Genomic DNA, 13,463 nt, shown 5'->3' on the forward strand with positions numbered 1-13,463 from the left:
TCGGGACGCATCTCCACATCGCCGAATAAGAGGTCGTGAGGCTCTTCCCGCTCCAGTAAGGTCGGGATCTTCAGGCGGCCGAGGTCGCTCTGGAGTCCTCGAAGGTACGGGTCACCGTCATGCATCCAACCGACCACCCTGCCCGTCGCAGACTCGACGCGGCCCTGGCCGATCTCGCCACCGTCTTCCGCGGAATGACCGCGCGCCCGGACGAGTCCAACTGCGAGTGTCATTGGGGGAGTGCGGAGGAGCTGGCCCTCCTCAAGACGCCCGACACGGAACTCGACCCGGACCTCCTACGCCGCGCCTGGCAGGCCATCGACTGGACGGATCACGGGGCTGTGCTGCGCCGCATCCTGCCGCAGTTCGCTGCGGCCCTGGTGGCCGGTCGCGTCGAGCCACTGTTCGGCCTTGAGGAGGCGGGGTACTCCTTCGCCCGTGGCCGCTGGCAGCAGTGGCCCGATGAGCAGGCCGGTGCGGTACGCGAGTTCCTGCACGCCTGGTGGGCGCAGAGCCTCACGGATCCGGACGCCGCCGTCCCGGCGCACCAGGTCATGGCGATGTGCGCCGAGGCGTCCGGCACGGTCACCCCCTGGCTCGCCGACTGGGAGCGGCATACCGACCCCCTCAGCGACCAGCGGCTCGCGGAGGCCGCGGAGGAGTGGGAGTACGAGCTGCTGGGCGACCAACTCCCGTGGTACGTCAACTGGTACGAGAACGACGAGGACCGGATGAGCGCCGAGCTGGCGGCCTGGCTCCATGGCCACGCCGCGACGCGACTCCGGGCTTCAGGTGCCTCGCCGGAGCTGCGGCGCCGGATAGCGCTGCTCGCACTCACCGGCGAGGATCGCTGGACGCACCCGGACTGGCCGGGGCACCGCTACTGACGCCCGCCCCGCGTCACTGCTGCTTGCGCGCCGCGTAGGACCGGGCCGCCCGTACGCGGTTCCCACAGCGCGTCGTGCACCAGCGGCGGGCGCCGTGGGAGCGCAGGAACCAGCGGGCGCAGTTCTGGGCAGCGCATTCGGTGAGGCGCTCGGCCTCCGTGCCGACGAGAAGGTCGGTGGCGTCATCGGCGAGTTGGGAGAGCGCGGCCGCGACCGGGTTGCCGGTGTCGGGGGTGTCGGCGCGGTGCGGGCCGGTGGTGGACCAGGCCAGCCGTGGGGTCGAAGGGGCCGCGGCGAGCGCGGAGTTGAGGGCGTCGAGGGCCTCGGCGGGCGGTGGCCCCGAGCCCTCGGTGCGCGCCCGCAGCAGAGTGCGTACGGCCTCGCGCAGACCCAGCAGCCGCCCGTGCTGCCGCCCGTTCAACGCGGTCCGGTCGGTCAGCAACTCGTGCCGGACGAGCCACAGATGGGCGGCCTCGGTGTCGTCGAGCAGGTCGACGGCGCCGTGGCTGAGGTCGAACCGCGTGTTGACCAGGGCAAGCGAGAGGAACCGCTCCTCTCCGGGGACCGGTGGCTGGCGCAGATAGACAGGGTCGGCATGATCCACGCCCTCATGTTAACGCTTGCGATTCTCCGTGAGAAAGCCTAGCGTCACTCACGTCAAATGAGACAGGAAACCGTGAGAGGTGGCGACCGTGGGCTTCGACGTCGACGCAGTGCGCAAGGACTTCCCGATTCTCGGGCGCACGATGGACGGCGGCGCGCCCCTCGTCTACCTCGACTCCGGCGCCACCACCCAGAAACCGCTCCAAGTCCTCGACGCCGAGCGGGACTTCTACCTGCACCACAACGCGGCCGTTCACCGCGGCACCCACCAACTCGCCGACGAGGCCACCGAGGCGTACGAGAACGCGCGGCACACGGTCGCGGACTTCATCGGCGCGGCGGACGACGAGGTCGTGTTCACCAAGAGCACCACCGAGGGCATCAACCTCGTCGCGTACGCCCTGGAGAACGCCCGCCGGATCGGTCCCGGCGACCGCATCGTGGTGACGGAGATGGAACACCACGCCAACCTGGTGCCCTGGCAGCAACTGGCCGAACGCACGGGCGCGTCCCTCGACTGGTTCGGCCTCACCGACGAAGGCCGCCTCGACCTGAGCCGCACCGACGAACTCCTCGACGAGCGCACGAAGGTCCTCGCCCTCACCCACCAGTCCAACGTCCTCGGCACCCTCAACCCCGTACGGGAACTCGCCGATCGGGCCCACGCGCACGGCACGCTGGTCGTGGTCGACGGCGCCCAGTCCGTCCCGCACCGCCCTGTCGACGTCCACGCCCTCGGTGCCGATTTCCTCGCCTTCTCCGGCCACAAGATGCTGGGCCCCAGCGGCGTCGGCGTGCTGTGGGGGCGCCGCGAACTCCTCGCCGAACTACCGCCGTTCCTCACGGGCGGCTCGATGATCGAGGTCGTCGAGATGGACCACTCCACGTTCCTCCCGCCGCCGCAGCGCTTCGAGGCCGGCGTCCCGATGGCGGCCCAGGCGGTGGGTCTGGCGGCGGCCATGGATTACCTGACGGCCCTCGACATGAACGAGGTGGTGGCCCACGAGGACCGCCTCACCGAACACGCCCTGCGCCTCCTGGCCGAAATCCCCGGCGTCCACATCGTCGGCCCCGGCGATCTGCGCGACCGCGGCTCGGCCGTCTCCTTCACCGTCGACGACATCCACCCGCACGACGTCGGCCAGATCCTCGACGAACGCGGCATCGCCGTCCGCGTGGGCCACCATTGCGCCCGCCCGATCGTGCGCCGCTACGGCATCCCCGCGACGACCCGGGCGTCCTTCTTCGTCTACAACACGCACGCGGAGGTCGAGGCCCTCGCCGAGGGTGTCCGCGAGGCGCAGAGGTTCTTCGCGAGGTGACTCGTGGGCGTCCGGTCCGTGCGTCAAGTCCGTGCCATCAGGCCTGTGCCCGTCAGGCCCGTGTCATCAGATCCGTGCCATCAGGCCCGTGACGTAGGCATCCAGCCGCTCCTCCACGACCCGCGTCGTCAGCTCCGTCCTCCCGGCCTCCCGCCACGGCCGCGCCACCACCTGCACCTCTTCCGAGAACGCCAGCGCATCCCGCACCCGCCAGTACAGCCGCTCGCCGTCGTCAGCGGCGAGCACCCCACCGGCCTCCTCGTACGCGTCGGCGAACCGCTGTCCCCACTCCGGCCCGTGCAGCAACGCGAGATTGGTGCAGCTGTGCGCCACGTCGAGGTCCGCCGGGCCCCAGGAGGCCCCGGCCCAGTCGACGACGCCGGTGATCCGGGTCGGGGACGCGTCGAAGAGTACGTTGCCGAGGTGGAAGTCCCGGTGCAGGAAGCGCCCTTCGTAGGGCGGCGCGGGCGCACGGATGACGTCGATGGCCGCGGCCCATGCGGCGGTGTCGGCGCCCTCGGGGACCACGACGGTGTCGGCGGTGGTCAACGCCTCGTACTTCGGGGGCTGTTCGCTCGGGCGTACCGCATGAATCGCCGCGAGCTGCCGCGCGAGCAGCCGGACTCGCGTCTCCAGTCCTTCACCGCCGAGGAGCGCACGCCCCGGCAGACACGTCATCAGGAGCGAGGGGTACTCGCAATGCGCGGCAGTGGGATCAACCGCGAGGAGCCCCGGTGCCGGTACATCGCCCGCCTGCTCCAGCAGGGCCAACGCACCGGCCTCCCGGTCCAGCGCGTCCTCGGCGCGATCCACGAAGAACGGGTCCACGAAACTCCGCAACACCAGTTGACGGGTACCTCCGCCCCGCGCGGCGACGGTCAGCCTCCGCATCTCGGCGGTGACACCACCGTGCAGCGCCTCGACGCGGACGATGCGCTCTCCGGCCTCCAGGAACCGCCCCACCCACGCAAGCGTCAACGGGCGGACGGTGGCCGACGCGTCGGCTGATTCATGGTGATTGATCACCCGGCCACCGCATCATCCGGCGGACGACACACGCAAGCGCATTTCGCGAGGGGCCCTACGCTTACGAAGGCTTGGTGACGCGTCACCCGTCTTCACCCAGGCATAGGCGGGCAGCGTGGCGGCGCGCTCGGCGATGGCGGCGTACAGGGCGTCGAGCGTGGGGCAGGCGGCGTGTGAGCCCGGGCCGGTGTCGTCCCCGCCGAGGTCACGGAGACCGGCTCCTCGTTGTTCGCGCAGGCGCAGGCGCAGGCGCAGGCGCAGGCGCAGGCGCAGGCCGCGGCGGGGCGCGGGGTGTGCCTGGTGACGGACCATGCCCGCTTCGACCTGACGGAACTCGTCGTGAACACGCCTGAGGGCGCACTCACCGTCCCCCTGTACGCCGACTGGGACCGCTCGCACTACGCCTGCGATGCGATCCGTTCCTACGTGGAGGGGCTGCGGGCGTACTGCGAGGAGCGGCTGGAGGTGTTCCCGGGGATGGGAACGTCGTAGCGCGCACTACACAGGGAAGGGCGCGGCCCCCCGTGAAGGAGGAGCCGCGCCCCAGTACCTCAACCTCAGTTCCCGGCCACCGAAGGCGGCGCCGCGTTCGCGCCCCAGTTCGTCGGCTTGTCCGAGAGCTTGAAGCCGATCTTGCCGGCGCCGAGCAGGTCCTTGTGGGAGAGCCAGCTCTGGCGCAGCGGCGTGCCCTTGCCCGTGGTCACGGACGAGACGTACTGAAGCTTCGACGCGTCGGCGCCGGGTGCCTCGATGCTGATCCTGCGGCCGTGTGCCGGGCGGATCTCGACCTTGTCGAACATCGGGGCCGACAGGACGTACTTCGCCGAGCCGGGCTGGACCTCGAAGACACCGGCCATGGCGAAGACGAGCAGCGACGACGTGGCGCCGAGGTCGTCATTCCCGGGCATGCCGTACGGGTCGTCGGTGAACAGCGTCCGCATGGCCCGCAGCACCGAGGAGGTCTTCCACGGGGTGTCGGTCCACGCGTACATCCACGGAGCGTGGAAGTCGGGCTCGTTGTTCGGGTTGAACGCGAAGTTGTTGTGGTAGTCGTATGCGCCCGTCACCCAGGAGTCCTTCGCGGCCTTCGCCGGGTCGCTGAGCACGGTCGGCATGTCGAAGAACTTGTCGAGCCGCTTCTCGGCCGCCGCCTTGCCGCCCATCAGGCCGTAGAGGACCTTCGGGTTCTGCTGCGCGAGCCACTGGTACTGCCAGGCCGTGCCCTCGTGGAAGGCGCCGGACTGGGTCGGGTCGGGGTCGCCCGCGACGCTGCCGTCCGCGTTCTTCGTCACCGGGAAGCCGGTGAAGCCCTCCGAAGTGACGCCCGAGTCCCACAACTTGGTGAAGTTGTCGCAGCGCGAGGCGAGCGTCGCGGCCTTGTCCCGGTGACCGAGGCCGTCGGCCATCGTGGCGAGGGCGCAGTCGCCGAGCGCGTACTCGAGCGTGGCCGAACCGGCCTGGCGGCTGTCGCCGAACTTGTAGCCGGGCAGATCCTGGTAGCCGACGAAGCCGTTCTTGACGTACGTCGGGTTGCCGTCGCGGCCACGGAAGGTCGACTGGTCGGCCGGTACCTCATTGACGTTCTTCCACAGCGCGTCGAAGAGCTCGCGCGAGGTGCGGTGGTCGAGCAGACCCCGGTTGTACAGGTCGACGATGAACGGGGTGACGGGGTCGCCGCTCATCACGTTCGTCTCACTGTTGCCGAGGCCCCAACGCGGCAGCCAGCCACCGTCTTTGTACACGTGCAGCAGGGACTTGGCCATGTCGGCGGCCTTGTCCGGGTGCAGCAGCGCGACCAGCTGGTTCTGCGAGCGGTACGTGTCCCAGAGCGAGAACATCTGGTAGTACGTGGAATCCGCGCGATGCACCTTGTCGTCGAAGCCGCGATAGCGGTTGTCGACGTCGGAGCCGATCGACGGGTGCAGGAGCGAGCGGTACAGGGCGCTGTAGTACGTGCGCTGGTCGGCGGTGGAGCCACCGGCGACGCGCATCCGGTTCAGCTCGTCGCGCCACGCGTCGTGCGCGCCGGAGCGAGCCCGGTCGAACGAACTCGGCTGCTCCGCACCGCGGTTGAGGCGCGCGCCGTCGACCGAGGTGTAGGACAGGCCCACCGACGCGCCGACCTTGTCGCCCTTGGACGGGTCGAACGACAGCCAGGCACCCGCGCGCTTGTCGCCCCGCGAGGCCGCACGCTGGTTCGGGGTGAGGGTGCCGTCGCTCCAGGTGCCGAACTTCGAGAACGTCCGGTCGAACTTGGCGCTGAAGTAGACCCGGTAGCGCTCCTTGCCGGTCTCCCCGCAGAAGTTGCCGCCCTGCACCCAGCCTTCGACGGTGTTGTCGCCGACGACCTTGATGTCACCGGCGTACGTGCTGCCGTTGCTCTCCCCGGCCTCGATGAGGACGTTCTCGGCGCCCGAACCGCTGGGGAACGTATAGCGGTGCTGGCCGGTCCGCTGGGTCGCCGACAGCTCGGCCTTGATGCCGTTGTCGAACTTCACGCCGTAATAGCCGGGCGAGCGCGTCTCGTTGTCATGGCTGAACTTCGCGCCGTACTGCGCCGGATCGGACGAGGTCACCGTGCCCGTGGTCGGCATGAACCGGATATTGCCCATCGTCTGACAGCCGACACCGGAGAGGTGCGTGTGGCTGAAGCCGAGGATGGTGTCCTGCGCGTAGTCGTACGAGGCGTACTTGTTCAGCTGCGTGTCGGGGCTCAGCTGGACCATGCCGAAGGGGGTGGTGGCACCGGGGAAGGTGGTTCCGTCGCCGTTGTTGCCGATCGACGTGTCGACCAGGCTCGTCGGGTCGGAGGCGAAGCCGGGCCCGGTCTCCTTGGCGCTCGCGACACCGGGGGCGAGGGTGGCGGCGGCCACCGTGGTGACGACGAACGCGGCGGTGACGGTGCGCCGCAGCGATCGCAGCGATCGCAGTGGTGCGAGCGACCTCAGCGATCTCAGTGGTCCCGGTGAGTTCTGCGAGCTCGGTGACGGCGACGCTCTCATCGCGGCCTCTCTTTAGACAACGTTGTCGAAGTGATTCCTTTCGATCTTTGTCGTGAGGGAGGGGATTCGTCAATGGATCGTCAATGGATGGACCCATAGGCGCTGTTGGGGAGGGGTGTGTGAGATGGGGTGGAGGGACGCTTGGGTGGAGGGGTGCTTGCGTGGAGGGGCGCTATCCCCGGCCTCCGGAGAACAGCAGCTCGGTCAGCGCCCGGAACACGTCCTCCGGGTCCCGACCGTCCACCGGCCCCCGCAGGTTCTCGCTCAGCAGGAGCGTGGTGAAGCCGTGGGCGAGTGACCAGGCGGCGACTCCCGCGAGTTGGGCGTCCTTGCCTCGTCCGCTTGCCGGTACGTCGGCGACCCCGGAGCGCAGTTCGGCTCCGGTGCGGGCGCGGGCGGCGAGCAGCGCGGCGTCGTCGGAGCGCAGCAGGTCCGGCTGGAACATGACCTGGAAGTGCGCCGGGTGCTCGATGCCGAACCGGAGGTAGCGCACCCCGCGTTCGCGCAGGTCCGCCGCCTCGGCCAGGGCGTCCGCCAGCAGTTCGAAGCCCTCCGCGGCGATCGCGGTGAGCAGGCCCGTGCGGTCCTTGAAGTGGTGGGCGGGGGCCGCGTGCGAGACGCCTGCGCGGCGGGCGAGGTCGCGCAGGCTCAGGGCGCCCGGCCCCTCGGTGGCGATGACGTCGAGGGCCGCCGTCAGGATGGCGCGGCGCAGGTCCCCGTGGTGGTACGAGCTGCTCTTGGCGGTGGGCATGGTCAGCAGGCTACGCCGAATCTAGGCATTGACAAGTTCGGGCGGGACGAGGAATCTAGCCAGTGTCAAGTTCGAGTGTGTGGACGCCTTAGGGTGACGGCTTAGGACAGGGGAGCGCCATGTCGGTACAGAGCGTGGATCGGATCGATCTCGGACGCGTACGTCAGCTGTGGCACATGCTGGAGCCGCTGCACGCGGTGGTCTACTTCGCCCCGGAATCCTTCGAGGAGTCGCGTCGGCTCGGCATTGAGCCCGGCCGCTGGCCCACCTACTTCGCCTGGCGGGCCGCGCCGCTCGGGCCGGTCGGGAGCGAGCAGGTGACGTCCGCGTTCTACAGCTTCAGCCCGGAGACGGTCGGGCAGCACATCCCCTCCGTATGGAACGCCGCGTCCCCCGCGGACGCCCTGGCCGCCCGCCTTCGCGCCGTCGACCGGGCCTACCGCGCGCTCTTCGGTGACCGTATCGACGGCCCGGAGCTGGCCGAGGCCGCCGCCCTGGCCCGCCGCGCCGCGGAGGCCGCCGTGCACGCGGGCCGCCCGCTGGCCGCCGCCAACGCGGCGCAGCCCTGGCCGGCGGCGCCGCACGTGGTGCTCTGGCAGGCCGCCACGATCCTGCGCGAGCACCGCGGGGACGGCCATCTCGCGGCACTGCTGGTCGCGGGGCTCGACCCGGTGGAGGCGCTGGTGTCGTTCGCGGCGATCGGGGCGGCACCCGAGGAGACCTTCGCGAGCCGCGGCTGGAGCGAGAAGGAGTGGTCCGCCGCGCGTGAACGGCTGGTCGGGCGAGGCCTCTTGGAGTCGGACGGCACGGCGACCGAAGCGGGACGTGCGCTGCGCGCCACGGTCGAGCGCCACACGGACGAGCTGGCGGCAGCGCCCTGGCAGGCACTGGGCGCGGCCGACACGGGCCGGCTTGCCGACCTGCTGGGGGACTACTGGGTCGCGGTCATCGGGTCGGGGCTGCTGCCGGGGACGAACACGTTGGGGATCGGCAAGGTGTGACGGGACGGTGCCGGTCGCTCAATGACCGGTGGTCGACATCCGGATCCCGATGGTCGTGAACAGCGTGCCGCCCCCCTCGTGGAGGGTCGTGACCTCCGCGTTCCGTTGGTTGGGTGTGGTTCCTGGTCACGGCCGCCTCCGCCAACTTCTTTACCGTTCGCGGGTGTTCGGCCGTGCCACGCGAGTTCTCCTGTGTGACCCACGTCACGTTACCAACGGTATCTGAAACAGAGTGTCGCAGGTAAATTGCGGGTACCGCGCAGATGAGAACCACGTGTCTGAGTAGCCGCCAGTGCCCCGAGAGGCGCTGAACCCTCCGTCCCTGTCTCTCTCAGGGGCTCACGAGCGAGAGCGAGGACCCTCCGCGATGGAGCAGCAGCACGTCGACGTCCTGGTCATCGGTGCCGGAATATCCGGCATCAGCGCCGCGCGCCATGTCCTGCGCGACAACCCCAGGGCCTCGCTCGTCGTACTCGAGCGCCGCGCCCGCGTGGGTGGGACCTGGGACCTCTTCCGGTACCCCGGCATCCGGTCCGACTCCGACATGCCCACCTTCGGCTTCGGATTCCGGCCCTGGAGCGACGCGCGCATCCTCGCCGACGGAGCGCAGATCCGCCAGTACGTGGAGGACGCCGCGTCCGACGGCGGCATCCTGGAGCGCACCCGCTTCGGCCGCCGCGCCATCAGCGCCGACTTCTCCCACGAGACCGGGCGCTGGACCGTCGAGGTCGAGGACGAGGGCACCGGCGAGCACGAGTCGTACAGTGCCGGCTACCTCGTCGGCGCGACCGGCTATTACGACTACGACAAGCCCTACCGCCCCGAGTTCCCGGGCGAGGCCGACTATCAGGGCACGCTCGTGCACCCCCAGCAGTGGCCGGAGGACCTGGACTACGCCGACAAGCGCGTGGTCGTCATCGGCTCCGGGGCCACCGCCATCACCCTGCTGCCCGCGATGGCCGACAAGGCCGCGAGCGTCACCATGCTCCAGCGGTCGCCCACGTACGTCATGGCACTGCCGGAGGTGGACCCGCTCACCTCCGTCATGAAGAAGCTGCGCGCCCCCGCCCGGCTGACCCACAAGGTGGTCCGGGCGCGCAACATCGCACTTCAGCGCGGGAGTTACGCCTTCTGCCGCAAGTACCCGCGCCTCGCCCGCAAGGTGCTGCTCGGGCTCGTACGGGCCCAGGCGGGCAAGGGCGTCGACATGCGCCACTTCAGCCCCACGTACAAGCCCTGGGACCAGCGTCTGTGCGTCGTACCCGGCGGCGACCTGTTCAAGGTGCTCAAGCGCGGCAAGGCGGCCATCGCCACCGACCACATCGACACGTTCACCGCCGACGGCATCCGCCTGAAGTCGGGCGAGGAGCTCAAGGCCGACATCGTCGTCACCGCGACCGGTCTGAGCGTGCGCCTCATGGGCGGCATGGACGTGACCGTCGACGGCGTCCCGGTGGACGTCACGAACCGCGTGCTCTACAAGGCCGTACTGCTCGAGGGCGTGCCCAACATGTCGCTCGTCATCGGGTACACCAACGCCTCCTGGACCCTGAAGGCGGACCTGGCGGCCGACTACACCGCCCGCCTGCTCGCGCACATGCGCCGCAACGGGCACGACATCGCCACCCCGGTGGCCTCCGACGGTGACCGTTCCGAGTTCTCCGTCATGGGCGAGGCGCTGACCTCCGGCTACATCGCCCGCGCCGACAAGGTCATGCCGCGCCAGGGCACCCGCGACCCGTGGCGGCTGTGGAACAACTACTACCGCGACCGGGCCATGCTCCAGAACGCCCCCATCGACGACAGCCCCCTGCGCTTCGACAAGGCGGGCCGGCCGGCCGAGACCCAGGAACCGACCCGCGCAGCCTGACAGCCTGTTCGACCAGCTCCTACCACCGACAATCGAGGACGATGATGACCCCGAACCTGTCCAGGAAGGTCTACGACGAGCGCCTGCGGACCTTGTCCGAGGGCTCCGTCAACGTCAACTTCAACGCCTTCGTCGACATCAAGTGGGACGACCCCGAGTTCGCCGTGGACACGAGCGACACCCGCTGGGTGCTCACCTCCGCGGACGCCCTGGGCGCCCACCCCTGGTACCAGAAGCAGCCGCTGGAGACGCAGATCCGGATCGGGATCTGGCGCTGGGCGGTGATCGCCAAGGTGGGGATGCAGTTCGAGAACCTCCTGATGCGAGGGGCGCTGGACTACATCTACCAACTGGGCAACCAGAACCTGGAGTTCAGGTACCTCACGCACGAGATCACCGAAGAGACCCACCACACCCAGATGTTCCAGGAGCTGGTGAACCGCACCGGCGTGGACACCCCGGGCGGCAAGCGCTGGTTCCGCCAGCTCAGCCGGGTTCTGCCGCTGTTCGGCTCCCTGTACCCCGAGGCGTTCTTCACCGGCATCCTCGCCGGTGAGGAGCCCATCGACCATCTGCAGAAGGGGGCCCTGCGCAGCGGGGAGCCGGTGCACCCGCTGCCGCAGCGGATCATGCAGATCCATATCGCGGAGGAGGCCCGGCACATCTCCTTCGCGCACGAGTTCCTGCGGCTGCGCGTCCCGCGCTACGGCAAGGCCCGCCGCGGCGCCCTGTCCGTCCTCTTCCCGGTGATCATGCGGACCCTGTGCGACGTCATCATGATCCCCGACAAGAAGTCCGCCGACCTGGTCGGCATCCCGGACTGGGTGATCAAGGAAGTCTTCTGGAAGTCCGAGGCCGGCCAGAAGATGCTCCAGGAGCTCTTCTCCGACGTGCGGATGCTCGCCCAGGACATCGGCCTGATGAACAAGGTGTCCCGCCCGCTGTGGAGGGCCCTGCGCATCGACGGCCGCCCCGCACGCTTCCGCGGCGAGCCCTCCCCGCTCGCCGACTGACCACCCGCTTCCGCGGTGAGCCTGGCCTGCTTGCCGACTGACCGTCCGCTTCTGCGGCGAGCCCGGCCTGCTCGCCGGCTGACCGTCCGCTTCCGCGGTGAGCCTGGCCTGTTCGCCGGCTGACCGTCCGCTTCCGCGGTGAGCCTGGCCTGTTCGCCGACTGACCGTCCGCTTCCGCGGTGAGCCTGGCCTGTTCGCCGACTGACCGTCCGCTTCCGCGGTGAGCCTGGCCTGTTCGCCGACTGACCGTCCGCTTCCGCGGTGAGCCCGGCCCGCTCGCCGACTGACCACCCGTCAGTCCCCGCACCGCTCTTCCCTGAACGTCCGAACGGAGACCAGCCCGCCGTGCCGTACGCCGTCACCCGATCCTGCTGCGCCGACGCCTCCTGCGTGCTGGCCTGTCCGGTCAACTGCATCCACCCCGCTCCGGGCGAACCCGGCTTCGCCACCGCCGAGATGCTGTACGTCGATCCGCGCACCTGCGTGGACTGCGGCGCCTGCACGACGGCCTGCCCGGTCGACGCGCTCAAGCCGCACACCGCCCTCAGCGAGGCGGAGTTGCCGTTCCTGGAGCTGAACGCCTCCTACTACAAGCAGAATCCGCACGACGACCGCGCCCCCATGTACGTCGTGCCCAGGCAACGCACGCTCCCGGAAGGTGAGTTGTCGGTCGCGGTCGTCGGCGCGGGGCCCGCCGGGCTGTTCGCCGCCGACGAGCTGCTGCGGCACCCGGGTGTGCGCGTGACCGTCCACGACCGGCTCCCCACCCCGTACGGGCTCGCGCGGGCCGGCGTGGCACCCGACCACCAGGACACCAAGCAGGTCACGGAGCTGTTCCGGACCATCGAGTCGCAGCCCGGATTCAGCTACCGCCTCGGCGTCCAGGTCGGCACCGACCTCACCCACGCCGACCTGCTGCGCGAGCACCACGCGGTGATCTACGCCGTCGGCGCGGCGACCGACAAGCGCCTCGGTATCGAGGGCGAGGACCTGCCCGGCAGCGTCTCCGCCACGGACTTCGTCGCCTGGTACAACGGCCACCCCGACCGCGCCCACGACGACCACCCCCTCGACACCGAACGCGCCGTCGTCATCGGCAACGGCAACGTCGCCCTCGACGTCGCCCGCATCCTCACCGCCGACCCCGACGCCCTGGCCCGTACCGACATCTCCGACCGCGCGCTCGACGCGCTGCGCGCCAGCAAGGTCCGCGAGGTCGTCCTCCTCGGCCGCCGGGGCCCCGCTCAGGCCGCGTTCACCGTGCCCGAACTCCTCGCGCTCTCCGCCCTCAAGGACGTGGACGTGAGCATCGAGGGCTGGCCCGAGGGCCTGGCCCCCGACACCAACGAGAAGACCCGGCTGCTGGCGGAACTGGCCGCCCATACCCCGGTCGAGGGCCGCCGCCGCATCGTGCTGCGCTTCCTCGCGGGACCGGCGCGCCTCGTCGGCGAGGACCGCGTACAGGCCCTGGAGCTCAACCCGACCACCCTGCACACCGACGAGGACGGCACCGTACGCGCCCGGCCCACCGGCTCCACCGAGACCCTGGAGACCGGCCTCGTGCTGCGCTCCGTCGGCTACCGCGCCCGGCCCGTCCCCGGCCTGCCCTTCGACGAGGACAGCGCGACCGTCCCGCACGAGGGAGGCCGGGTCGAGCCCGGTGTCTACGTCGCGGGCTGGGTCAAGCGCGGCCCGACCGGGTTCATCGGCACGAACAAGACCTGCGCCCACGAAACGGTCGAGTCCCTCCTCGACGACTTCGCCGCGGGCCGCCTCCCGCAGCCGGAGCCCGGCGCCACGGCGGCGCCGGACGCCCTTGGCCTGGAAGCCTGGCAGGCGATCGACCGCGCGGAACGGGCGGCGGGCGAGGCCCAGGGCCGCCCCCGCGTCAAGCTCACGGACACCGAGGCCCTGCGGCGGTCCGCGCAGGCCACCCCGGTCGCGGCCGGCTGACGCACAGCGCTGCCGGCCGGCCCCGACCGACCGGC

General features: G+C 70.4%; 11 protein-coding genes. 7 read left to right on the forward strand and 4 right to left on the reverse strand.

Translation table 11 applies throughout. The annotated features are described in order from the left end of the window. Window positions 1–119 precede the first annotated feature (119 nt). Window positions 120–887, forward strand: coding sequence for a hypothetical protein (locus OG746_RS41675; RefSeq protein WP_266724274.1), 768 nt, complete (start codon window positions 120–122; stop codon window positions 885–887). A gap of 13 nt (window positions 888–900) precedes the next feature. On the opposite strand, the gene OG746_RS41680 is transcribed toward OG746_RS41675, so the two are convergent. Beyond that, entirely contained in the window at window positions 901–1,491 is a 591-nt protein-coding gene (locus OG746_RS41680; RefSeq protein WP_266724276.1) for a CGNR zinc finger domain-containing protein, read from the reverse strand. 88 nt (window positions 1,492–1,579) lie between these two features. Here OG746_RS41680 and OG746_RS41685 point away from each other — a divergent pair, with 88 nt between their 5' ends. Then, window positions 1,580–2,812: a cysteine desulfurase gene (locus OG746_RS41685; RefSeq protein WP_266725731.1), complete on the forward strand. Its 1,233-nt coding sequence runs from the start codon at window positions 1,580–1,582 to the stop codon at window positions 2,810–2,812. 66 nt (window positions 2,813–2,878) lie between these two features. On the opposite strand, the gene OG746_RS41690 is transcribed toward OG746_RS41685, so the two are convergent. After that, the gene (locus OG746_RS41690) at window positions 2,879–3,790 is read right to left on the reverse strand and encodes a phosphotransferase family protein (RefSeq protein WP_266724278.1); all 912 of its coding nucleotides are present in this window, start codon (window positions 3,788–3,790) and stop codon (window positions 2,879–2,881) included. A gap of 273 nt (window positions 3,791–4,063) precedes the next feature. On the opposite strand from OG746_RS41690, the gene OG746_RS41695 reads away from it, so the two are divergent. Continuing rightward, on the forward strand, window positions 4,064–4,330 hold the full coding sequence (locus OG746_RS41695; protein ID WP_266724280.1) for a hypothetical protein: 267 nt from the start codon (window positions 4,064–4,066) through the stop codon (window positions 4,328–4,330). A gap of 65 nt (window positions 4,331–4,395) precedes the next feature. On the opposite strand, the gene OG746_RS41700 is transcribed toward OG746_RS41695, so the two are convergent. Together OG746_RS41700 and OG746_RS41705 are read right to left on the reverse strand one after the other, a co-directional pair. After that, complete coding sequence (locus tag OG746_RS41700; protein WP_266724282.1) at window positions 4,396–6,840, reverse strand: GH92 family glycosyl hydrolase; 2,445 nt, start codon at window positions 6,838–6,840, stop codon at window positions 4,396–4,398. Window positions 6,841–7,012: 172 nt separating this feature from the next. Further along, window positions 7,013–7,591 (reverse strand): TetR/AcrR family transcriptional regulator, encoded by a 579-nt coding sequence (locus tag OG746_RS41705; RefSeq protein ID WP_266724284.1) that lies wholly within the window; start codon window positions 7,589–7,591, stop codon window positions 7,013–7,015. Between the two features lie 119 nt (window positions 7,592–7,710). Here OG746_RS41705 and OG746_RS41710 point away from each other — a divergent pair, with 119 nt between their 5' ends. The 4 genes from OG746_RS41710 (at window position 7,711) to OG746_RS41725 (ending at window position 13,428) form a co-directional block, all read left to right on the forward strand. Beyond that, a complete protein-coding gene (locus OG746_RS41710; RefSeq protein WP_266724286.1) occupies window positions 7,711–8,592 on the forward strand; it encodes an SCO6745 family protein in 882 nt (293 codons plus the stop codon). A gap of 367 nt (window positions 8,593–8,959) precedes the next feature. After that, window positions 8,960–10,462 carry a flavin-containing monooxygenase gene (locus OG746_RS41715; RefSeq protein ID WP_266724288.1) on the forward strand — a complete coding sequence of 501 codons (1,503 nt, stop codon included), beginning with the start codon at window positions 8,960–8,962 and terminating at the stop codon, window positions 10,460–10,462. A gap of 41 nt (window positions 10,463–10,503) precedes the next feature. Continuing rightward, window positions 10,504–11,475, forward strand: coding sequence for an AurF N-oxygenase family protein (locus tag OG746_RS41720; RefSeq protein WP_266724290.1), 972 nt, complete (start codon window positions 10,504–10,506; stop codon window positions 11,473–11,475). A 345-nt stretch (window positions 11,476–11,820) separates the two neighbouring features. Then, a complete protein-coding gene (locus OG746_RS41725; protein ID WP_266724292.1) occupies window positions 11,821–13,428 on the forward strand; it encodes an FAD-dependent oxidoreductase in 1,608 nt (535 codons plus the stop codon). Window positions 13,429–13,463 lie beyond the last annotated feature (35 nt).

It is taken from the genome of Streptomyces sp. NBC_01016 (assembly GCF_026341035.1).
GTDB lineage: Bacteria > Actinomycetota > Actinomycetes > Streptomycetales > Streptomycetaceae > Streptomyces.